At 69.6% G+C, this 20,473-nt stretch carries 20 protein-coding genes and 3 pseudogenes; 11 read left to right on the forward strand and 12 right to left on the reverse strand.

Annotation, left to right across the window (positions count from 1 at the left end):
• Positions 1-29: 29 nt before the first annotated feature.
• The 3 genes from MRBLWS13_RS17585 to MRBLWS13_RS17595 form a co-directional block, all read right to left on the reverse strand.
• The gene (locus MRBLWS13_RS17585; protein ID WP_349426613.1) at positions 30-218 is read right to left on the reverse strand and encodes a hypothetical protein; all 189 of its coding nucleotides are present in this window, start codon (positions 216-218) and stop codon (positions 30-32) included.
• 202 nt (positions 219-420) lie between these two features.
• Complete coding sequence (locus tag MRBLWS13_RS17590) at positions 421-1,575, reverse strand: AI-2E family transporter (RefSeq protein WP_349426615.1); 1,155 nt, start codon at positions 1,573-1,575, stop codon at positions 421-423.
• Positions 1,576-1,637: 62 nt separating this feature from the next.
• A complete protein-coding gene (locus tag MRBLWS13_RS17595) occupies positions 1,638-2,870 on the reverse strand; it encodes an acyl-CoA dehydrogenase family protein (RefSeq protein WP_349426616.1) in 1,233 nt (410 codons plus the stop codon).
• Between the two features lie 203 nt (positions 2,871-3,073).
• Between MRBLWS13_RS17595 and MRBLWS13_RS17600 the strand changes: the two genes are divergently transcribed.
• Together MRBLWS13_RS17600 and MRBLWS13_RS17605 are read left to right on the forward strand one after the other, a co-directional pair.
• Positions 3,074-3,829, forward strand: coding sequence for an SDR family oxidoreductase (locus tag MRBLWS13_RS17600; RefSeq protein WP_349426617.1), 756 nt, complete (start codon positions 3,074-3,076; stop codon positions 3,827-3,829).
• Between the two features lie 36 nt (positions 3,830-3,865).
• Complete coding sequence (locus MRBLWS13_RS17605) at positions 3,866-4,456, forward strand: TetR/AcrR family transcriptional regulator (protein ID WP_349426618.1); 591 nt, start codon at positions 3,866-3,868, stop codon at positions 4,454-4,456.
• Positions 4,457-4,547: 91 nt separating this feature from the next.
• Here MRBLWS13_RS17605 and MRBLWS13_RS17610 read toward each other — a convergent pair whose 3' ends face one another.
• Positions 4,548-5,294 (reverse strand): AMP-binding protein, encoded by a 747-nt coding sequence (locus tag MRBLWS13_RS17610; protein ID WP_349426619.1) that lies wholly within the window; start codon positions 5,292-5,294, stop codon positions 4,548-4,550.
• Here MRBLWS13_RS17610 and MRBLWS13_RS17615 point away from each other — a divergent pair.
• Positions 5,248-5,724 (forward strand): annotated as a pseudogene (locus tag MRBLWS13_RS17615) (acetyl-CoA C-acyltransferase); the annotation flags it as partial. The gene MRBLWS13_RS17610 and the pseudogene MRBLWS13_RS17615 overlap by 47 nt on opposite strands.
• Positions 5,725-5,754: 30 nt before the next feature.
• Here the strand turns inward: MRBLWS13_RS17615 and MRBLWS13_RS17620 are convergent.
• On the reverse strand, positions 5,755-5,964 hold the full coding sequence (locus MRBLWS13_RS17620) for a hypothetical protein (protein ID WP_349426620.1): 210 nt from the start codon (positions 5,962-5,964) through the stop codon (positions 5,755-5,757).
• 127 nt (positions 5,965-6,091) lie between these two features.
• Between MRBLWS13_RS17620 and MRBLWS13_RS17625 the strand changes: the two genes are divergently transcribed.
• The 3 genes from MRBLWS13_RS17625 to MRBLWS13_RS17635 all read left to right on the forward strand — a co-directional run bounded on the left by MRBLWS13_RS17625 (position 6,092) and on the right by MRBLWS13_RS17635 (position 8,623).
• The gene (locus MRBLWS13_RS17625; RefSeq protein WP_349426621.1) at positions 6,092-6,484 is read left to right on the forward strand and encodes an MmcQ/YjbR family DNA-binding protein; all 393 of its coding nucleotides are present in this window, start codon (positions 6,092-6,094) and stop codon (positions 6,482-6,484) included.
• 318 nt (positions 6,485-6,802) lie between these two features.
• A complete protein-coding gene (locus MRBLWS13_RS17630; protein ID WP_349426622.1) occupies positions 6,803-7,843 on the forward strand; it encodes a serine hydrolase domain-containing protein in 1,041 nt (346 codons plus the stop codon).
• A gap of 159 nt (positions 7,844-8,002) precedes the next feature.
• Positions 8,003-8,623: a VanZ family protein gene (locus tag MRBLWS13_RS17635; RefSeq protein ID WP_349426623.1), complete on the forward strand. Its 621-nt coding sequence runs from the start codon at positions 8,003-8,005 to the stop codon at positions 8,621-8,623.
• Positions 8,624-8,648: 25 nt separating this feature from the next.
• Here the strand turns inward: MRBLWS13_RS17635 and MRBLWS13_RS17640 are convergent, their stop codons facing one another.
• The 5 genes and pseudogenes from MRBLWS13_RS17640 to MRBLWS13_RS17660 form a co-directional block, all read right to left on the reverse strand.
• Positions 8,649-9,047: a MaoC family dehydratase gene (locus tag MRBLWS13_RS17640; protein WP_349429092.1), complete on the reverse strand. Its 399-nt coding sequence runs from the start codon at positions 9,045-9,047 to the stop codon at positions 8,649-8,651.
• A 37-nt stretch (positions 9,048-9,084) separates the two neighbouring features.
• A pseudogene (locus MRBLWS13_RS17645) lies at positions 9,085-9,222 on the reverse strand (SDR family NAD(P)-dependent oxidoreductase); the annotation flags it as partial.
• Positions 9,219-9,533 (reverse strand): annotated as a pseudogene (locus tag MRBLWS13_RS17650) (alcohol dehydrogenase); the annotation flags it as partial. The pseudogenes MRBLWS13_RS17645 and MRBLWS13_RS17650, both read right to left, overlap by 4 nt.
• Positions 9,534-9,638: 105 nt before the next feature.
• Positions 9,639-12,359 carry a cation-translocating P-type ATPase gene (locus MRBLWS13_RS17655; protein WP_349426624.1) on the reverse strand — a complete coding sequence of 907 codons (2,721 nt, stop codon included), beginning with the start codon at positions 12,357-12,359 and terminating at the stop codon, positions 9,639-9,641.
• 63 nt (positions 12,360-12,422) lie between these two features.
• Positions 12,423-13,130 (reverse strand): TetR family transcriptional regulator, encoded by a 708-nt coding sequence (locus tag MRBLWS13_RS17660; protein WP_349426626.1) that lies wholly within the window; start codon positions 13,128-13,130, stop codon positions 12,423-12,425.
• Between the two features lie 77 nt (positions 13,131-13,207).
• Between MRBLWS13_RS17660 and MRBLWS13_RS17665 the strand changes: the two genes are divergently transcribed.
• The 3 genes from MRBLWS13_RS17665 (at position 13,208) to sucD (ending at position 17,103) form a co-directional block, all read left to right on the forward strand.
• Positions 13,208-14,842 carry an FAD-dependent oxidoreductase gene (locus MRBLWS13_RS17665; protein WP_349426627.1) on the forward strand — a complete coding sequence of 545 codons (1,635 nt, stop codon included), beginning with the start codon at positions 13,208-13,210 and terminating at the stop codon, positions 14,840-14,842.
• A gap of 171 nt (positions 14,843-15,013) precedes the next feature.
• On the forward strand, positions 15,014-16,177 hold the full coding sequence (gene sucC / locus MRBLWS13_RS17670) for an ADP-forming succinate--CoA ligase subunit beta (RefSeq protein ID WP_349426628.1): 1,164 nt from the start codon (positions 15,014-15,016) through the stop codon (positions 16,175-16,177).
• Between the two features lie 23 nt (positions 16,178-16,200).
• The gene (gene sucD, locus MRBLWS13_RS17675) at positions 16,201-17,103 is read left to right on the forward strand and encodes a succinate--CoA ligase subunit alpha (RefSeq protein WP_349426630.1); all 903 of its coding nucleotides are present in this window, start codon (positions 16,201-16,203) and stop codon (positions 17,101-17,103) included.
• A gap of 62 nt (positions 17,104-17,165) precedes the next feature.
• Here the strand turns inward: sucD and MRBLWS13_RS17680 are convergent, their stop codons facing one another.
• Positions 17,166-17,402, reverse strand: a complete 237-nt coding sequence (locus tag MRBLWS13_RS17680; RefSeq protein ID WP_349426631.1) for a tautomerase family protein — start codon at positions 17,400-17,402, stop codon at positions 17,166-17,168.
• Positions 17,403-17,461: 59 nt separating this feature from the next.
• On the opposite strand from MRBLWS13_RS17680, the gene MRBLWS13_RS17685 reads away from it, so the two are divergent.
• Positions 17,462-17,902: a nitroreductase family deazaflavin-dependent oxidoreductase gene (locus MRBLWS13_RS17685; protein WP_349426632.1), complete on the forward strand. Its 441-nt coding sequence runs from the start codon at positions 17,462-17,464 to the stop codon at positions 17,900-17,902.
• Complete coding sequence (locus tag MRBLWS13_RS17690; protein WP_349426633.1) at positions 17,899-18,642, forward strand: SUMF1/EgtB/PvdO family nonheme iron enzyme; 744 nt, start codon at positions 17,899-17,901, stop codon at positions 18,640-18,642. Before MRBLWS13_RS17685 ends, MRBLWS13_RS17690 begins: the two co-directional genes overlap by 4 nt.
• Positions 18,643-18,982: 340 nt before the next feature.
• Here MRBLWS13_RS17690 and MRBLWS13_RS17695 read toward each other — a convergent pair whose 3' ends face one another.
• Entirely contained in the window at positions 18,983-20,467 is a 1,485-nt protein-coding gene (locus tag MRBLWS13_RS17695) for an NCS2 family permease (protein ID WP_349426634.1), read from the reverse strand.
• Between the last annotated feature and the right edge of the window lie 6 nt (positions 20,468-20,473).

Consider the following 20,473-nt stretch of genomic DNA (forward strand, 5'->3'; position numbering starts at 1 on the left):
CACCTCCCATGCGTGGGCGGGGGGTGCGGCTACGCGACGGCCGCGGTGCGCGGGTCGCGGTGGGTCGCGGTGCGGAACCACGCCGCGAGCGTGCGCCCGTGGGGGCGCTCGACCGCGCGGCCCTGCTCGCGGTGGGCGACCATCAGCTCGTTCTCGCGAACGAGGTCTGCCGCGCGGTGCTGGTCGAGGATGTAGCCGGTGAAGGTGGTGTCGTTCATGAGTCTCTCCTGTCTGCGGCGGAACGTCGGAGGGTTCCGGTTGTGCTGACAGGTACGACTGTCCTCGCTAAGGCGGGTCCGCCCCATCGGGCGATCGCCTTGTCTTGACGCTGGGGTGCCTTAGACGGACGGCCCCGCGGCCTAAGACGGCGCGCACGAGACCGTTGCCGCCGACGAGGCCTCAGCCGCGCCAGGCGGGGCCTCAGCCCGCGACCGGCCGTTTCGGCCGCGCCCAGCGTGCGGGGAGGTCGGGGCCATCCCAGACCTGGATGACGCCCCAGGCCGCGGCGGTGATGGGCACCGCGAGCACGGCGCCGACGATGCCGCCGAGGACCGTGCCCACGGTCAGGGCGACCAGGATGACGAACGCGTGCAGCTTCATCGACCGGCCCATGAGCACGGGCTGCAGGAAGTTGCCCTCGAGCTGGTTGACGAGAACGACCACCCCGACGACCAGGAGGGCGTTGATCGGCCCGTTCGCAACGAGTGCGACGAGCGCGGCCACGATGCCGGCCACTGTCGCGCCCACGATCGGGATGAAGGCGAGCAGGAAGACGAGCACCGAGAGCGGGAGCGCCAGCGGAACCTGAAGGATGAGCAGACCGATCAGGATGCCGATGGCATCGACGGCGGCGACGGTGGCCGTGCCGCGCACGTACGAGCCCAGCACCGTCGTAGTCTTGTCGCCGATGCGGCGCGCGCGCAGGTAGTTCGCCCCGCGGAACGGCCGCAGCATGAACTCCCACATCTGCGGACCGTCCTTGAGGAAGAAGAACAGGATGGTCACCATGAGCACGAGCCCGGTCACGAAGTTCGCGACCGCCCCGACACCGGCGAGCGCGCCGGAGCCGAACTGCGCGCTCGTGACGAAGTCGGTGAGCGTCCTCACCCACTCATCGAGCTGATCAGGCTGCACGAAGTCGAACGGCAGCGTCTGCATCCAGGCGAGCAGACGCTGGAAGCCGTCTTCGGCCTGCGCGTACAGGTCGTCCCACTGGTCGCGCACCGCCCACACGATGAGCCAGCTCAGGAGGCCAAGGATCACCACGATGGCGAGCAGCGTGATCAGCGTCGCGAGGATCGATGGGATGCCGCGCCGCCGCATCCAGCTCATCACCGGGTTGAATGCGCACGCGAGGATCAGCGCGATCACGAGCGGGATCGTGACGAGGGTGAGCTGCTGGATCGCGAAGATGATGCCCGCAGCCACCGTGACGACGACGATGATCTGGATCGAGCGGATGCCGAGCTTGCCGAAGCCGTCGGCCCACAGGCTCCACGGTGCACGGGTGGCGCGCGGCTCCACATCGTGCGACTCGACGACGACGCGCTGCGGGTCGTTCCGGAACAGTCCCATGAGCCGAGGGTATTGGTCCCCGGCATCCGGGGCGTGCGGGTTGCGCGCGTGGCGCGCGCCGACTAGGCGAACGCGCTCATGCCGGTGATGTCGCGGCCGATGAGCAATGCCTGCACGCTCTCGGTGCCCTCGTACGTGTGGATCGCCTCGATGTCGGCCATGTGCTGCATGACGCCGTTCTCGAGCAGGATGCCGTTGCCGCCGAGCATGTCGCGCGCCGTCGACGCGATCCGTCGTGCGGCGCGGGTGTTGTGGTACTTCGCCAGCGACGCCTGCGTAGGACGCAGTTCGCCGCGCTCCTCGATGTCGGCCATCCAGCGGCAGTAGAGCTGCATCGCCGTGAGCTCCTCGAGCATGTTCGCGAGGCGCTCCTGCACCATCTGGAACTTGGCGAGGGGCTTGCCGAACTGGATGCGCTGCTGCGAGTAGGCGAGCGCGGCCTCGTAGCAGGCGGTGGCGTGACCGAGCGCCGACCACGCGACACCCGACCGCGTCGAGTAGAGGACGGTCGAGGCATCCTTGAAGCTCTTCGTTCCCGGAAGGACGGCATCGGACGGCACGCGTACACCGTCGAGCACGATGTGCGCCTGATGGATGCCGCGCAGCGACGCCTTGCCCTGGATCACCGTGCCGACATAGCCCGGCGTCTGCTGCTCGACGAGGAAGCAGCGCACCGCGCCGTGGAACTCGTCGCCGGGGGAGTCGACGCGCGCCCACACGAACGTGATGCCGCCGGAGGCGCCGTTGCCGATCCACTTCTTGGCGCCGTCGAGCACCCAGTCGTCGCCGGCGCGCCGGGCTGCGGTCTCGAGCGACACCGAGTCCGATCCGTGGTCGGGCTCGGTGAGGGCGAAGGATGCCGGGACCTCGCCGCGGGCGACGGGCACCAGCCAGCGCTCCTGCTGCGCGTCGCTGCCGAACAGTGCGAGGGTGCGCAGGGCGAGGCCGCCCTGGACGGCGAGCACGGTGCCCAGCGACCCGTCGCCGCGGGAGATCTCCATGTTCACCAGGCCCGCCGCCAGGGGCGACAGGCGCGTGAGCGACGGGTGCACGATGCCGTCATTGAACAGGTCGAGCTCGCCGGCGCGCATAGCGATGTCGAGGGGATACTCGGCGGTGTTCCACGCGTCGAGCATGCGCGTGCCCACCTCGTCGATGTACGCCTCGGCGCGCTCCCAGGCCTCACGGTCGGCGGCGGGGATGTCGGCGAACACCGCGTAGTAGTCGGTGCCGCGGCGGGCGGTGACGTCGTAGCCTTCGACGCTCTGACCGGGGCGGGGCTGGAAGTCGGTCACGATCGGGCTCCTGACGCGTGCGGACGGGTGGTGAGGCATCCGGTTCGGGTGGAACTGAATCCCACCGACCATAGTACTCAGTGTCACCCGTTCCGTCTCGGTCGCCACGAGGGGCCGGTCGTTGAGCGAGCTTGCGAGTCGAAACGCAGAGACGTCTGCTAACGTGAGAAAACCGACCAGCCGGTATGTCGCAAGGAGGCGCCATGACCCCTATCGACCACACCCGTCGCTTCGAGGACACGGTGTCGCTCGTGACAGGCTCCAGCCGCGGCATCGGCTTCGCGATCGCCCGGCGCATCGTCGACGAGGGCGGGGCCGTCGTACTCACGGGTCGCAAGCAGGACGCGCTCGACGCTGCGATCGCGGAGCTCGGCGACGCCGCCTCGGCGGTCGCCGGTCGGGCCGACGACGCCGATCATTGCGCCGCCGTGTTCGCGCACATCACGGAGCGCCACGGAAGTCTCGACCACCTCGTCAACAACACCGGCATCAACCCGGTGTACGGCCCGATCGTCGACATCGACGCCGAGGCCGCGCGCAAGATCCTCGAGGTCAACGTGGTCGCCACCCTCGACTGGACGCGCGCCGCTCTCGCCGCAGGGCTCTCCCGCTCCGTCGTCAACATCGCCTCGGTCGCCGGTCTCGGCGCCAGCCCCGGCATCGCGTTCTACGGCATCTCGAAGGCAGCGCTCATCAACCTCACCGCGCAGCTCGCGTACGAGCTGGCGCCCGGCATCCGCGTGAACGCCGTCGCTCCGGCCGTGATCAAGACGGCCTTCGCCCGGGCCCTGTACGAAGGGCACGAGGCCGAGGCAGCCGCCGCCTATCCTCTGGCGAGGCTCGGCGAGCCGGCCGACGTCGCCGGCCCGGTCGCGTTCCTCCTCTCGGACGACGCCGCGTGGATCACCGGCCAGACGGTCGCGATCGACGGCGGTGCCGGCATCCGTCCCCTCACGTGACGGGAAGCGCGACCGGTTCGGGTGAAGGATGAAGGCATGAAGGATTCTCACGTCGCCGACGACGTCACCCGCGCCGCCGTCGAGCTGTTCGCCCGCCAGGGGTACGCCAACACGAGCGTGCAGCAGATCGTCGAGGCCGCCGGCGTCACCAAGGGCGCGATGTACCATTACTTCGAGTCCAAGGACGACCTGCTCTTCGGCATCTACGAGCGCCTGCTGACGCTGCAGAAGGCGCACCTGGATCAGATCATCGCCCGCGGCGGCACCGTCGACGACGTGCTGCGCGCGGTCTGCGTCGACGTGCTCGAGACCTCGATCGACTCCATGGAGGAGGGGGCGGTGTTCTTCCGCAGCCTCAACATGCTGTCCGCGCCCCGCCAGCAGGAGGTCACCCGCCGCCGGCGCGCCTATCACGACGAGTTCACCGAGCTCATCTCGCGCGGGCAGTCCGAGGGCCTGTACCGCACCGACATCCCGCTCGCGATGCTCGTCGCCCACTTCTTCAGCGACGTGCACTACCTCTCGCACTGGTACTCGCCCGAGGGCCCCGAAGACAAGACCCTCGTCGCCGAGCAGCTGACCGACCTGTTCCTGACCAGTCTGAGGAGAACGGATGCCGCAACCTGACCTGAGCGTCGATGCTCGTCTCGGTCGCTGGCGCTCCCTCGCTCAACGACCTGGGTGCAGAGGTCTCGCGGATCCGGCGAGGGGCGGAACGTCAGACGACGGGGGAGAACTGTGTGACGAGCTCGCGCTTGAGCACCTTCCCGCTCGAGCCCAGCGGCAGCGACGGCACGAGGTGCACGATGCGCGGGTACTTGTAGGCGGCGATGCGATCGCGCACGAACGCCACGACGTCGTCGTCGACGCCGAACACGGCAGCGACGGCGATGCCGGGATGCCGAGCGAGCACGGCCTCCACCTCGGTCGGGTAGACGTTGTACCCCAACCGCACGATCATGTCCTTCTTGCGGTCGACGATGGTGAGCACTCCGTTGGTGTAGGTGCCCAGGTCGCCGGTGCGGAACCAGCCGTCGACGACGGCGGCGGCCGAGGCATCCGCTCGTCCGAGGTAACCCTTGAACAGTCCGAGGTAACCCTTGAACAGGTTGTGCCCGCGCACGACGATCTCGCCGAGGGCGTCGTGCGCGTCGACCAGCACGACGGTCTCGTCGACGTCGGGGTCCGCGATCGCGACGTCCACGCCCCAGAGGGCGCGGCCGACGGTGCCCGACCGGATCGGCTCGCGCAGCGGGTTCGACGACACGGTGGGTGCGGTCTCGGTGAGGCCGTACTCCTCGTGGACGTCGGCGCCGAAGGCATCGCGAAAAGCCTCGAGCACCGCGACCGGCAGCGCGGCCCCGCCCGAGACCGCGTAGCGCAGCGGAGGGCGGGCGGATGAGCGACGGGCGACCTCCTTCCGGCCCGACGGCACGGTGACCGCCGGCAACTGTTGCCCGCTCAACGACGGTGCAGCGGCGGTCGTCGTCGTCTCGGACCGGGTGGTCGACGAGCTGAGCCTCGAGCCGCTTGCGCGCATCGTGTCGACGGGCGTCTCGGGACTCTCGCCGGAGGTGATGGGGCTCGGACCGGTGGAGGCGTCGCGGCGCGCCCTGGCGCTCGCGGGTCTCTCGATCGACGACACGGATCTCGTCGAGATCAACGAGGCGCTCGCGGCGCAGGTGATTCCGTCGGCGCGCGAGTTCGGTGTCGACCCGGAGGGCCTCAACGTGCACGGCGGTGCGATCGCCGTGGGGTATCCGTTCGGCATGACGGGTGCCCGCATCACCTCCACCCTCATCAACGGCTTCGCCGCCACCGGCCGAAGGTACGGCCTCGAGACGATGTGCGTGGGCGGTGGTCAGGGGATGGCGATGGTGCTCGAGTGGGTCTGACACGCGAGCGGGTGCCCGCGCCGTCGCCGCTCATCTCCCTTTGCGGCGGCGCCGGGCGATGACGATCGCGACGCCGATGAGGCCCAGACCGGCCACCAGCACGATGGGGCCGATCGTCGCCCACAAGGCCGAGCCGCTCATCACGGACCCGCCCAGCACACCGAAGCCTTGCAGGGTCCAGACCAACCCGACCGCGGCCAGCACCACGCCGGGCACGAGATACGGCCAGATGCGCTTCACGCGACCACCCTAGTTCCGCGGTGCCGCACCCGATAGAGAGGAATGCGCGATCGGTGACGCAGGCGCAGGGTGCCGCTGACGCGATGGCGGGGTCGCCGTGTCGGAGGCGCTGCCTAGGGTGGGGTCCGTGGCCACCCTCGAAGATCTGCGCCGCACCGCGAACGGACTCCCCGGCAGTGAAGAGCGCGCGACGACCGGCGGCGCCGCATGGTTCGTACGCGGCAAGCTCTACGCATGGGAGTGCCACCCGTGGCCGAGCACCCCGCCCGACGTGCGTGCGATCATCGCGGCCGAGCTCGTGGTGGGCGTGAAGATCGCCGACCCGATCGACGCGCTCGCGCTGCGCGAGATGGCGCCCGACGTGTTCCTGGGCGCCACCACGCCGTGGGGCGAGCCGAAGGTGGCCTTCCGCATGGCGGCGGTCGATGACGATCACCTCGCCGAACTGGTCATCGAGGCTTGGCGCGTGCAGGCGCCGCGGTACCTGCGCCGTGAATGGGATGCCGCCGCCACGCCGTAGCGCAGCCGTGCTGCCGCGTCGGCGGTTGGCGGGCGCGCGGAATCGGGGATCGCGCCTTCTTGAGCTATGGCCGGTGGCTGACTGACCGTTCGTTTCCGCGCCTGTAGTCGCCGGTGACCCGTGCCATCACATGCTGACAGCGAGTGAGCGTCGGTGGTGACACTCTGGCCGTGACGAGGCTGGTTGCGGCAATGGGAGGCATCCAATCGGGTAGCTCTCGCGCGAGCTGATGCCCACCATCGAAGGCATCTCAGAAGGACAATGGCACCAGCTGACCCGGTGACCACCAGGTGACAGCGGTCGATTGGAGATCCCACAATGTCCATTCCCATCACCCCCGAGGCGCTTGATGCCGCGATCGAGGCGGAGTCGTTCAGTGGGGTGCTCACGATCGATGTCGGTGGCCGGCGCTCGCTCGAGCGCTGCGAGGGCTTCGCGAACCGCGCCCTCCGTGTTCCGAATACGCCGAGCACACGCATCTCGGCCGCCAGCGGCAACAAGGGCTTCACGGCTCTCGCGATCATGCGCCTCGTCGAGGGCGGCCTGCTCGGTCTGCAGGACCTCGTGCGTCCCATTCTCGGCGAGGACCTGCCCCTGATCGACGACGCGGTGACGATCGAGCACCTGCTCACCCACACCTCCGGTATCGGGGACTACCTCGACGAGGAAGGCGACGGAGACATCGACGACTACGTCTTCTCCCTGCCGCTGCATGGGCTCGCGGAGACCGAGGCGTTCCTACCCGCCCTCGACGGGTTCCCGCAGAAGTTCCCGCCCGGTGAGCGATTCTCGTACTGCAATGGCGGGTACATGGTGCTCGCGCTCGTCGCCGAGCGCGTCAGCGGCCGCGGTTTCCATGAACTGGTCCAGACCGAAGTCTGCGAGCGGGCGGGACTCACCGGCTCGGCATTCCTCCGCTCCGATGACCTCCCCGGGGATGCCGCCCTCGGCTACCTGCACGAGGAGGGCAACCGCACCAACCTGCTGCACCTCCCGGTGCGGGGCAACGGCGACGGCGGGATGTGCTTCACGGCCGACGACCTGCACCGGTTCTGGAACGCATTGCTGGATGGCCGGATCGTGTCGCCGGACACGCTCGCCGAGATGATCCGTCCCCGCTTCGACGTGCCGGCCGAGCACATGCGGTACGGGATGGGGTTGTGGCTGGGCCGCCGCAATTCGTCCCTGATCCTGGAGGGCTATGACGCCGGCGCATCGTTCCGGTCCACGCACATTCCGGAGACACGCACCACGGTGACCGTGCTCGGGAACAGCTCTGAGGGCGCCTGGCCGGTGATCTACGCTCTCGCGGATGCCATGGACGGAACCGTCCGGGGGAAGTTCCCGGACGAAAGCTAGGAGGAAGCCCCGCGACCCTGTCGTGGAGTGGCCGCAGGGAGACCCGCTGGACGATACGCGGACGCAACATCCGGTGCCGTTCACTGGATTCACCCTCCTCGTCGAGAAGGGACGCACGACGGGCATCCAGCCCCGATCAGATCCGGAGACCGGGACGCCATGACGAACACCGCACTGCAGCCCGATCGGGAGGCCGCTCCCGCCCACGCGACCCCGTTCCGCCTGATCGCGGCGTTCGCGATCTACGTCCTCCTGCTCGTGTGGATCGTGCTCTGGAAGCTCGAGCTTCCCTGGGTCGGCGGCGTGGATCGTGTGATCAAACTCGTCCCGTTCGTCTCGACCGCTGAACAGGGAGCCAGCAGGCCCCCCGAGGTCGTCGTCAACCTCCTCCTATTCGTGCCCTTGGGTCTGTTTCTCGGACTTCTCGCGCCGCGCTGGAGCTGGCGCCGCCTCGCGGGCGTCGCTGCCACCGTCAGCCTTGCGCTCGAGGCGACCCAGTTCGTGCTGGCCATCGGCAGCACCGACGTCACCGATGTCCTGGTCAACACCGCCGGCGCCCTCGCCGGGTTCGGGCTCGTCGCGTTCACCCGGCTCCGGTCGCGGGAGCGTGCGCGCGGCATCCTCGTCCGGGTCTGCGTCGTGGGGACCCTGTTGGCCGTGCTCGCGGTCGCGCTCTTCATCGCCTCCCCGATCCACTTCCGCCCGCCGCCGGGCGCGGGCCTCGGCCCCGCAGCGGGTCACGCGATCGACGGGGGCGCCGTCGGCGACGAGTTTCCCTGACGCCGCGGCGTCGACCCCGATCCCGTCAGTTCGCGGGCGGTCGGGCCTCCGGGACGAAGAGCGCCACGGTCTCGGCCACCAGCGCTGGGCGGTCGGAGCTCTCCAGCTCGACCGTCGTCCGCAGGCCCACCCGGTAGCCCTGCGGCGACGGCTCGGCCGAGGCGATCTCGGTCACGCCCCGCACACGGGAGTCGACGACCACGGGCTGCAGGAAGCGCACCTTGTCGAGCCCGTAGTTGACCACCATCGCGGCGCCGTCGACCGCGAGCAGTCCCTGGGTGAGCCGCGGGAGGAGCGACAGCGTCAGGTAGCCGTGGGCGATGGTGGTGCCGAACGGACCGGATGCCGCGCGATCGGCGTCGAGGTGGATCCACTGCCAGTCCTCGGTGGCGTCGGCGAACGCCTGAATCCGATGCTGGTCGATGAGGAACCAATCGCCGACGGCGGTGCTGCCGACCCGTGATCGCGCCCACGGTCTCGGCGCACTGCGCCTCGTCGAGGTCGAGCACGGCGACGGCGTTGCCGTCGGCGGCGAGGCGCTTGGCGGTGGCGGCTCCGATGCCGCGCGCGGCACCCGTGACGATGGCGGTTCTGTTCATGCGTGGTTCCCTTCGAAGGTGATGAGCTGGCGCAGTTCGCCGCCTGCGGCGAGCCGGTCCATGGCGGCGTCGAGGTCGTCGAGGCCGATGCGGGACGAGACGAGTCGCTCGAGCGGCAGGCGTCCCGCGCGCCACAGCTCGACGTAACGGGGGATGTCGCGGCTGGGCACCGCGGATCCGAGGTAGCTGCCGACGATCGTGCGTGCCTCGGCGGTGAGCACGAGCGGTGAGACGCTCGCCCGGGCGTCGGGTGCGGGGAGCCCCACCGTGACGGTGGTGCCGCCCGGCGCCGTGAGCGCCACCGCCGTCTCCCCTCGGCGGAACAACCGGGATCGGGAGGTCTACCGCAGGAGGCTCCGCGGAGACAGGAACGCGCGCCACCCGTGGCCGGGCAGCGCGCGTTCGGTTCCTTCGAGTCAGGCGACGACGGTGCGACGCGCGATGCGCGCGCGACGGATCCACTTCTCGATCTCGATCAGCACGGGCACCAGCAGCGCCAGGCCGAGCGCGGTCAGCCACTCGTCGCCCGAGAGGCTCGTCGTGCCGATGAGGCGCTGCATGAAGCCGACCTCGACGGCGACGACCGTGAGCGCCAGCGGGATCGATAGCCACTTCACGGCGGCGAGGATGGGCGCGGAGAGCCCCGACTCGGGGTCGCGACGCATGACGAGACCACCGAAGATCGAGCCGAGCGCGCAGACCACGAACGCCATCGTCACCGGCACGTTGGGCTCGGTCGAGCTGAGCTCGTCGGGGTAGATCAGCAGGGGGACGAGCGTCGTCAGGAAGATGAGGCTGCCGTACACGAACCAGAGCGTCACCGCGCCGCGGTTGGCGATCGTCTTCTTCGGGTCGCGCGGCGGCTTCAGCATGATGCCGTCGGGCACCGGGTCGAGGAGGATCACGACCACCGGGAAGATGGCGATGAAGAAGTTCAGGAACAGCACCATGATCGGTGTGAGCGGTACGCCGTCGTTGATGCCGAAGATGCTCGCGACGAGGAACAGCAGCACCAGCGAGAACAGCTGCGACATCTGGAAGCGGACGTAGCTGACGATCTTCTCGTAGATCCCGCGCCCGAGCCGGACGGCGGTGACGAGCGTGCCGAAGTTGTCGTCGACGAGGATCATCTTCCCCGCCTGCTTCGTGACGTCGCTGCCCGAGCCCATCGCCACGCCGATGTCGGCCTGCTTGAGCGCGGCCGCGTCGTTCACCGCGTCGCCGGTCATCGCGACGACGGCACCGTCCTCCTGCATGAGCCGGGCGAGGCGCAGCTTGTCCTCGGGGGTGACGCGGCCGAACATGTGCAGGCGCGGAAGCGCCGCCTTCAGTTCGTCGTCGCTCATCGCCTGGATCTCGGCGCCGCTCGCGGATCCCTCGCCGAGGCCGAGCTTGGCGCCGATCGCGGCGGCGGTGATGGCGTGGTCGCCGGTGATCATGCGGACCTCGATGCCCGCTTCGCGCGCGATGCGCACCGCCTCTTTCGAGGAGGTGCGGAGCGGGTCGATGATGCCGACGAGGCCGACGAAGGTCAGATCCGCGATCGCCGCCATCGGGTCGTCCGCGACCGGCGCGTCGGGGGCGAAGCGGCGGAACGCGAAGGCGAGCACGCGCAGGCCCTGCTCCGACAGCCTGCGGTTCGCCTCCAGGATCTCGTCGCGGCGATCGGCGATCGGCATGACACCCTCCATCGTGGCGACGGAGCTGCAGCGATCCAGCACGACGTCCGGGCCGCCCTTGACGTAGCCCACGAGCAGCTCGTTGCCATCGACCGGGATCCGGTGGAAGGTCCCCATGAACTTGTACGCCGAGTCGAAGGGCACCTCCGCGACCCGCGGGAACGTGCTGCGGGTCAGTTCGGCGTCCGCGCCGAGCTTCGCCGCGAGCACGACGAGCGCAGCCTCGGTCGGGTCGCCGATGACGGCGCCGTCGTCCGACACCGTGGCGTCGCTGCAGAGCGTCAGCCCGAGTGCCAGCTGCGTGAACTGCGGCACCGGCAGTCCGGCGGTGTGGCGCACCTCGCCGACCTTCTCGTAGCCGCTGCCGGCGACGGTGAACCACTCGCCGCGGTAGTACAGCGTCTCCACCGTCATCTCGTTCATGGTGAGAGTGCCGGTCTTGTCGGAGTTGATGGCGCTGGTGGCACCCAGCGTCTCGACATCCGTCAGGTTCTTGACGACCGCCTGGTGCTCGGCGAGCTGCCGTGAGCCGTACGAGAGCATCGCCTGGACGAACGACGGCATGCCCGTCGGGATCGCCGAGATCGCCATCGAGATGCCCAGCAGGATGACCGACGCGATCTCCTGTCCGCGCAGCAGGCCCGTGATGATGATGATGGCGACGGCGCCCCATGCGATCCAGCCGAGCACGCCGGTGAGCGAGTCGAGCTCGCGCTGCAGCGGCGACTTCCCCGGCTTGACCGACGACAGCATCGAGGCGATCTGGCCCATCTGCGTCTGCATGCCGGTGCCCGTGATGACCACCGTGGCCGTCCCGCGCGTCACCTGCGTGTTCTGGAACACCATGTCGGTGCGGTCGCCGAGCGCCGTGTCGGGATCGGCGAGGGTTCCGGCATCCTTCGGGATCGGCGCGCTCTCGCCGGTGAGCGCGGCCTCCTGCGTCTCGAGCGTCGCCGAGCGGATGATGCGGGCGTCGGCGGGCACGAGGTCGCCCGCCTCGAGCGTGACGATGTCGCCCGGCACGAGGGTGGTCGCGCCGACCTGCAGCAGGGTGCCGTCGCGGATGACCTTCGCCTGCGGGATCTGCATCTTGGAGAGGGCGTCGACGGATGCCTTCGCCTTGAGCTCCTGCCGGGTGCCCAGGACGATGTTCAGCACCACGAGCGCCCCGACGAGGATGCCGACGCTGACCTGGTTGATGAACAGGCTGATGATCGCGACGGCGACCAGCATGACGTTCATGGGGTCCGCGAGCTGCTGCAGGGCGACCTGCCACGTCGACGGCGGCTTCTCGGCGGCGATCGAGTTGGGGCCGTGCTCTTTGAGCCGCTGCGCGGCGTCGGCGGCGGTCAGCCCGCGGTCGCGGTCACTGCGGAACGCGGCGACGACGGCATCTGGGTCCTGGCTGTACCACGCCGTCTCGGCAGGCGTTCCGGCGGTGGTCTCCACGGCGCTCATGGCTTGAACATACAGCCGTGCCGCCGCCGTCCGACAGCGGAATCGACCGGCGCGCCGCAGCGGTCAGTCGTCGAGCTGTGCGCGCAGTCGCCGCACCAGTTCCGCCGTCGGCATCGCGCGCGGGAAGACCGCGACGACGACCTGGTCGGCGGCAGGATCCGCCTCGCCGTCCGGCAGGACGCCGAAGCGCCGGCGTGCCTCGTCCAGAGCGGTGCGCAGCACCGATACCGGCACCTTCTTGGGCCCCCGGATGAGACGCCGCAGCACGTGATTGTGGATCGCGGTGACCAGCGCAGAGAAGCCCACCGCGTCGAGCGGATCGAGGCCGGGCAGCGACGCGCGAAGGTACTCGTCGAACAGCCGCTCGTAGCGGAACACCGTCACGATCTCGCGGTCGCGCAGGGCGGGCACGCCGCGAACGACCGCATAGCGCCGTCGGGCGAGCTCGGGGTCGGCCGCGAAGTGCGCATAGACGAAGAGGGATGCCTCGCACACGGCCGCCCACGGATCGCGGTGCGGCTGCGCCAGGAACTCGCGGAGGCGATCGAGCAGCACCTCGTGGTCGGTGAAGACCACGTCGTCCTTGCCGCCGAACTGCCGGAAGAACGTCGAGCGAGAGACGCCTGCGGCCTGCGCGATCTGCTCCACAGAGGTCTGGTCGAACCCCTGTTCAGCGAACAGCTCGAGCGCGGCGGCGACGACGGCCGCGCGAGAGGCGCCCTGAGCGGCTGCGGAACTCGGGGCGGCGGAAGCGGCGGCGGTGTCGGACATCTCGGGGAGAGCCTAATGCGCAGGCCCCCGCGTCAGGTGGAGCATCCGTCGCGCGGTACGCGTTCTCACTCCTCCCGATGCCTGTCAACCCGGTGGAGGATCTCGCGGCGCGCGGCTTCACTGTGAACATGACGCCGATCTGGAAGCTCGACCCGGTCCGCGTGACCGGCACGCCCTTCGAGCCGGGCCGGCACCGCGAAGTCGTCGTCGTCGGTGCCGGCCTCACCGGCCTCGCCACCGCACTCATGCTCGCCCGGCAGGGCCGCGACGTCGCCGTCATCGAGGCGGGAGAAGTCGGCGAGCTCGCCTCCGGCGCCAACACCGGCAAGCTGTCCCTCCTGCAGGGCTCCGTGCTCTCGACGCTGCGCCGCCACCACCCGGCGCGGCTCGTGAAGGCATACGTCGAGGCGAATGCCGACGGCGCGCAGTGGCTGACCTCCCTGGCCGACGAGCTCGGCGTGCCGTACTCCCGGCGCACGGCCTACTCCTATGCACAGACCCCGGACGGCGCCGAGACGGTCGCGGCCGAGCTGGAGGCCGCGTGGGAGGCCGGGCTGCCGGTGCGCCGGGTGGAAACGGATCTGCTCGCGCAGTCGCCGTTCCCGATCGTCGACGCGGTCGCGCTCGACCGCCAGGTCGCCATCGACCCGCAGCAGCTCCTCGCCGCGATGGCGCGGGCCTACCTCGAAGCCGGCGGCGTGCTCCACACCGGCGTGCGGGTGACCCACGCGCACATCGTGCCGCATGCCGGTGTCGAGACGTCGGCCGGGTTCGCGGCCGCTGATCAGGTGGTGCTCGCCACCGCGACGCCGATCATCGACCGTGGGCTGTACTTCGCCAAGACGCGGGGGCTGCGCTCGACCTGCGTGGCGTTCGCCACGGATGCCCCGCTGCCCGAGGGCCTGTACCTCTCGGTCGACGGCGCGACCAAGTCCATCCGATCCATCACCCCCGCGGACGGGCCAGCGGGCGCTGCCCAGCTCATCGTCGGCGGCAACGGATTCCCGGTCGGCCGTGCGCCGTCTCCCCGGACGTGCCGTGACGATCTCATCGCCTGGACGCAGGAGCACTTCCCGGGCGCCGAGCCGGTGGCGGCGTGGTCGGCACAGGACTACCAGTCGCACGATCTGATCCCGTTCGTCGGCGCGATGCCGCGCGGCCTCGGGCGGGTGCGGTTCGCCACCGGCTACGCGAAGTGGGGGCTGTCCAACGCCCCTGCCGCGGCGCTGCGCATCGTGGCCGAGATCGGCAAGGTGCCCCGGCGCGAGCGACCGGACTGGATGAACGTGATCGCCACGCGCTTCACGGTCCCCGCCGACCTCGCCCGCGGCGGCGTCGAGAACGTGCGCGTCGGCTGGGAAGCGGCATCCGGCTGGCTGGGAGCGCAAGCGGTGCCGGCGCCTGTCCGCCGCCCCGGCGAGGGCGACGGCGTGGTCGCGAACCGCGGCGGGCACCCCGTCGGCATCTCGACCGTCGACGGTGTGACGCGCGCCGTGAGCGCGGTGTGCCCGCACCTGGGCGGGGTGCTGCGCTGGAACGACGCCGAACGGTCATGGGACTGCCCGCTGCACGCTTCGCGCTTCACGGCGAGCGGGCAGCGTATCGAGGGGCCGGCGCTGTGCGATCTCACCCGGCTGCCCCGTGTGCCCGGCGAGGAGATCGACGACCTCGACCCCACGGCATCCGCTCATCAGGCGACGTCGGCGCGCTGAGTATCGATGGAGCGGCGTGCGCTCGCTCAGCCTGTGCGGAACCGAGGGCGCGTCGCTCCGGTCGGAACCGGACGATGACCGGTAGTAGGCTGGGGCACTGGTCGATATCTCGACGTCGAGACGCTTTTCGCGTCGTCCCACCCCCATTCGCCACCTGCGAAGGAATGCACTGTGGATCTGTACGAGTACCAGGCACGTGACCTTTTCGAGAAGTACGAGGTGCCGGTGCTCGCCGGCATCGTCGCGGACACGCCGGAGGAGGTGCGGGCCGCGGCCGAGAAGATCGGCGGAGTCGTCGTCGTCAAGGCCCAGGTCAAGACCGGCGGGCGCGGCAAGGCAGGCGGCGTGAAGGTCGCCAAGACCCCCGATGAGGCCTACGAGGCGGCGAAGTCCATCCTCGGCCTCGACATAAAGGGCCACATCGTCAAGCGCGTGATGGTCGCCCAGGGCGCCCGCATCGACAAGGAGTACTACTTCTCGGTGCTGCTGGACCGCGCCAACCGCTCGTACCTGTCGCTCTGCAGCGTGGAGGGCGGCATGGAGATCGAGGAGCTCGCCGTCGAGCGTCCCGAGGCGCTCGCGCGCATCGCGGTCGACCCGCTGCAGGGCATCGACAAGCAGAAGGCGGTCGAGATCGCCGAAGCCGCGGGCTTCGCCCCCGAGCTCGTCGACAAGGTGAGCGACGTCTTCGTCAAGCTCTTCAAGGTCTACAAGGGCGAGGACGCGACCCTCGTCGAGGTCAACCCGCTCGTGCTCACCGAAGAAGGCGACGTCATCGCCCTCGACGGCAAGGTCTCGCTCGACGAGAACGCCGACTTCCGTCACGCCGGGCACGCGCTGCTCGAGGACAAGGCGGCGGCCGACCCGCTCGAGGCGAAGGCGAAGGCCAACGACCTCAACTACGTCAAGCTCGACGGCGAGGTGGGCGTGATCGGCAACGGCGCGGGCCTCGTGATGTCGACGCTCGACGTCGTCGCCTACGCCGGTGAGAACCACGGCGGCGTCAAGCCCGCCAACTTCCTCGACATCGGCGGCGGCGCCTCGGCCGAGGTCATGGCCGCGGGTCTGGACGTTATCCTCGGCGACCCGCAGGTCAAGAGCGTGTTCGTCAACGTCTTCGGCGGCATCACCGCGTGCGACGCGGTCGCCAAGGGCATCGTCGGAGCGCTGGCCGAGCTCGGACCCAGCGCCTCGAAGCCGCTGGTCGTGCGCCTGGACGGCAACAAGGTGGACGAGGGCCGCGCGATCCTGCGCGACGCGAACCACCCGCTCGTGACCCTGGCCGAGACGATGGACGAGGGCGCCGACAAGGCCGCCGAGCTCGCCAACGCCTGAGACTGAGATAAGGAACCAGAAACATGTCGATCTTCCTTGACAAGGACTCCAAGGTCATCGTCCAGGGCATCACCGGCGGCGAGGGCACCAAGCACACCGCACTCATGCTCAAGGCCGGCACCCAGGTCGTCGGCGGCGTGAACGCCCGCAAGGCCGGCACCACGGTCCTTCACACCGACGCCGACGGCAACCCCGTCGAACTGCCCGTGTTCGCTTCGGTCGAAGAGGCCATCGCCGCCACCGGCGCCGACGTCTCGATCGCGTTCGTGCCGCCAGCCTTCACCAAGAGCGCCATGGTCGAGGCCATCGACGCCGAGATCCCCCTCCTCGTCGTGATCACCGAGGGTGTGCCCGTCGGCGACACCGCCGAGGCGTGGGCCTACGCGCAGTCGAAGGGCGACAAGACCCGCATCATCGGCCCGAACTGCCCCGGCATCATCACGCCCGGCGAGTCGCTGGTCGGCATCACGCCCGCCAATATCACCGGCAAGGGGCCGATCGGCCTCGTGTCGAAGTCGGGCACCCTGACCTACCAGATGATGTACGAGCTGCGCGAGATCGGCTTCTCGACGGCCATCGGCATCGGCGGCGACCCGATCATCGGCACCACGCACATCGACGCGCTCGCCGCGTTCGAGGCTGACCCCGAGACCAAGGCGATCGTCATGATCGGCGAGATCGGCGGCGACGCCGAAGAGCGCGCGGCCGACTTCATCAAGGCCAACGTGACCAAGCCGGTCGTCGGCTACGTCGCCGGCTTCACCGCGCCCGAGGGCAAGACCATGGGCCACGCCGGCGCCATCGTGTCGGGCTCGGCGGGCACGGCCCAGGCGAAGAAGGAGGCCCTCGAGGCCGCCGGCGTCAAGGTCGGCAAGACGCCGTCCGAAACGGCCGCGCTGATGCGCGAGATCATCCAGGGTCTCTGACCTTCGCACACCAGAACGGATGCCGCGACCTCGGTCGCGGCATCCGTTTCTCGTGGTCTCCGTCAGTCGGCGGCGGAGGCGCCGCCGAAACGCGACACCTGGCCGGCGCGGTCGGCGTCCTCGCTGGCGAGCAGGCCGCCGTTCGCGACGAAGTCGGCGGCGACCTCTTCGAACATGATGCGCACGTCCTGCCGGCGGGCGCCGAGCGCCTCGACAGCGGCGTCGGTCACCAGTTCGGCGAAGCTGCGGCGCTGCTCGACGGTGCGCCCGGGAAGGAGTTCGACTCCCATGTTCGGCATACCTCGACGATAGGGCCGTACGACCCGAGGCTCATCGTCACGGCTTTACGCTGGTGCGTATGCCGCTGACCGGAGAGTACAAGCCGTCCACGTCCGACTGGGCCCGCAAGCAGGCCGAGGCCTACGAGGCGTCGAACGGCGAGAAGGCGAACACGTTGCGGGGTGTGCCCATCATCGTGCTGACCACGGTCGGTGCGAAGAGCGGGGCCCTGCGCAAGACCGCGCTGATGCGCGTCGAGCACGACGGCCGCTACGCGGTGGTCGCGTCGAAGGGCGGAGCGCCCGATGAGCCCAGGTGGGCCGAGAACATGCGCCGCCGGCCCCACGTCGAGCTGCAGGACGGCGACGTCCGCCGCGACTACACGGCGCGCGAGCTGTCGGGTGACGAGCGGGCCCAATGGTGGGCGCGGGCGACGGCCGTCTGGCCCGACTACGACAACTACCAGACGAAGACTGACCGCCAGATCGCGATCTTCGTGCTGGAACCCCACGACGGGTGACCGACATCGAGCTCGCCCGCATCGCGGGCGGCACGGTGACCCTCCACGACGCCCGCCGGAAGGCGCGCTGGAGCGTCGACCTGGAGCCGTTCGAGATCGGCGTCTACGCGGTCACGCAGGAGCAGCTCACCGAGCTGCTGGGCGAGCCGGGCGGGCATCCGCGACGCCCCGCGACCGACGTGAGCTGGCTGCGCGCGATCCGGTTCTGCAACGCGGCGTCGGAGTGGGAAGGGCTGGACCCGGCCTACACGTTCGACGGCGAGGACGTCACCTGGCATGTGGACGCCGACGGGTTCCGCCTGCCGACCGAGGCCGAGTGGGAGCACGCGTGCCGTGCCGGTTCCACCGGCCCGCAGTACGGGCCGCTGGCGGAGATCGCGTGGACGAGCGCCGACGGCGTGACAGCCCCGCAGAACGTCGGCGGCAAGCTGCCGAATCTCAACGGCCTGTTCGACACGCTCGGCAACGTCTGGGAGTGGTGCTGGGATCTGCTCGATCCCGCCCGGTATGCCGACTACCGCGTGTTCCGCGGTGGCGGGTTCGCCGACGACGCGTGGAGCGTGCGCGCCTCGACCCGCCGCGGCGGCGCGCCGCGCACGCATCACGACGACGTCGGGCTGCGCGTGGCCCGTGGGGGCTTCGATGCCACGGATGCCGCGCAAGGCTGGTCGGCGGCCGTCGACGCGGAGCGCGCGGCCTTGGATGGCCCGCTCCCGCCCGGCTGGACCCCGCTGCGCTGAGCGAGGGTGCACCGTGCCGTGTCCGACACCGGTGTCGGCCTGTGGGCGTCTCCCGCGCACATGGTCTCAAAAACCCCATTGAACTTCCGGTTCACACTTCTCCTGACGAGGTCGTGTGAACTGGAAGTTCAATGGCGCCTAACGAGGTCGTGTGAACTGGAAGTTCAATGGCTCCTGACGAGGGCGTGTGAACTGGAAGTTCAGTGGGCTGGGGATGCGGGGGTGTGAACGGGAAGTTCATCGAGGCTCTGTGAACCGGAAGTTCATCGGCCTTTTCGACACACCTCGGCCGGCGAGAGCACCCTCTCCCGCCTGTGCCGTACGGGTGCAGCCGCGGAACTCAGCCCAGCGCGGCCTCGAGGGGCCCGCGGGCGAAGTAGAGCACGAAGCCGGCCGCGACGATCCACAGCAGCGGGCTGATCTCGCGCGCCTTGCCCGACAGTGAGCGCACCACCACCCAGGCGATGAAGCCCGCGCCGATGCCGTTGGCGATCGAGTAGGTCAGCGGCATCACGGTGATCGCGAGGAACACCGGCAGCAGGATCGAGAAGTCCGAGAAGTCGATGAAGCGGATCTGCGACATCATCAGCGCGCCGACGATCACGAGCGCGGAGGCGGCGACCTCGGTCGGGACGATCGAGACAAGCGGCGTGAAGAACATCGCGATGAGGAACAGGACGCCCGTCACGACGTTCGCGAACCCGGTGCGGGCGCCTTCGCCGATGCCCGCGCCGGACTCGATGAACACCGTGTTCGCCGAGCTCGACGTGAATCCACCCGCGACCGCGCCGACGCCCTCGACGATGAGCGCCGACTTGATGCGGGGGAAGTCGCCCTTCTCGTTCGCGAGGCCCGCCTCTTTCGACAGACCCGTCATGGTGCCCATCGCGTCGAAGAAGTTCGTGAACACGAGCGTGAAGACGAGCATCAGCGCGGCGAGCACGCCGATGCGCTCGAACGAGCCGAACGAGACCTGGCCGACCAGCGACAGGTCGGGCACGCTCACGAGTGATGACGGCAGCTCGGGCACCGAGAGGCCCCAGCCGCCGGGGTTGACCTCGTCGCCGTCGAACTTCGGGCCGATGTTCCAGATCGCCTCGACGATCAGCGCGACCACGGTGCCGGTGACCAGGCCGATGAGGATGCCGCCCTTGACCTTGCGGGCGACCAGGATGCCGGTGAGCAGCAGGGTGAAGACGAAGATCAGCGTCGGGACGGTCGCGACGGAGCCGTTCACGCCGAGGCCGACCGGGGGAGAGGAGGCGCCGGTCGAGGTGACGAAGCCGGCGTCGACGAAGCCGATGAACGCGATGAAGAGGCCGATGCCGACCGTGATGGCGAGCTTCAGCTGGATCGGCACGGCGTCGAAGATCATGCGCCTGAGGCCCGTGGCGGCCAGCAGCACGATGATCAGGCCGTTGATGACGACGAGGCCCATCGCCTCCGGCCAGGTGACCTGCCCCACGACCGACACGGCGAGGAACGAGTTGATGCCCAGGCCCGCCGCGAACGCGAACGGCAGGCGGGTCACCAGGCCGAACAGCACGGTCATCACACCCGCGGTGAGGGCGGTGGTGGCAGCGACCTGGGTGAATCCGAGGGTGTCGCCCGAGACATCCGTGCCACTGGACAGGATGATCGGGTTCAGGATGACGATGTACGCCATCGTCACGAAGGTCACCACGCCGCCGCGGACCTCGGTGCCGATCGTCGAGCCGCGACGGGTGATCTCGAAGAACCTGTCGAAGCCGTTCTTCGGCTCGGCAGTCTCGACGTCGTCGGGTGCTGCGGGGGTGTTCGATGCCGCGGATGGGGCTGTACTCATGGTGGA

This window comes from Microbacterium sp. LWS13-1.2 (genome assembly GCF_040144835.1).
Classification (GTDB): Bacteria; Actinomycetota; Actinomycetes; order Actinomycetales; family Microbacteriaceae; genus Microbacterium.

Coding starts and splice junctions, on each gene's coding strand:
- sucD (WP_349426630.1), top strand. CDS start 16,201: ATGTCGATCTTCCTTGACAAGGACTCCAAGGTCATCGTCCAGGGCATC.
- MRBLWS13_RS17605 (WP_349426618.1), top strand. CDS start 3,866: ATGAAGGATTCTCACGTCGCCGACGACGTCACCCGCGCCGCCGTCGAG.
- MRBLWS13_RS17635 (WP_349426623.1), top strand. CDS start 8,003: ATGACGAACACCGCACTGCAGCCCGATCGGGAGGCCGCTCCCGCCCAC.
- MRBLWS13_RS17585 (WP_349426613.1), bottom strand. CDS start 218: ATGAACGACACCACCTTCACCGGCTACATCCTCGACCAGCACCGCGCG.
- MRBLWS13_RS17685 (WP_349426632.1), top strand. CDS start 17,462: ATGCCGCTGACCGGAGAGTACAAGCCGTCCACGTCCGACTGGGCCCGC.
- MRBLWS13_RS17655 (WP_349426624.1), bottom strand. CDS start 12,359: ATGAGCGCCGTGGAGACCACCGCCGGAACGCCTGCCGAGACGGCGTGG.
- MRBLWS13_RS17665 (WP_349426627.1), top strand. CDS start 13,208: ATGCCTGTCAACCCGGTGGAGGATCTCGCGGCGCGCGGCTTCACTGTG.
- MRBLWS13_RS17600 (WP_349426617.1), top strand. CDS start 3,074: ATGACCCCTATCGACCACACCCGTCGCTTCGAGGACACGGTGTCGCTC.
- MRBLWS13_RS17680 (WP_349426631.1), bottom strand. CDS start 17,402: ATGCCGAACATGGGAGTCGAACTCCTTCCCGGGCGCACCGTCGAGCAG.
- MRBLWS13_RS17630 (WP_349426622.1), top strand. CDS start 6,803: ATGTCCATTCCCATCACCCCCGAGGCGCTTGATGCCGCGATCGAGGCG.
- MRBLWS13_RS17660 (WP_349426626.1), bottom strand. CDS start 13,130: ATGTCCGACACCGCCGCCGCTTCCGCCGCCCCGAGTTCCGCAGCCGCT.
- MRBLWS13_RS17695 (WP_349426634.1), bottom strand. CDS start 20,467: ATGAGTACAGCCCCATCCGCGGCATCGAACACCCCCGCAGCACCCGAC.
- MRBLWS13_RS17590 (WP_349426615.1), bottom strand. CDS start 1,575: ATGGGACTGTTCCGGAACGACCCGCAGCGCGTCGTCGTCGAGTCGCAC.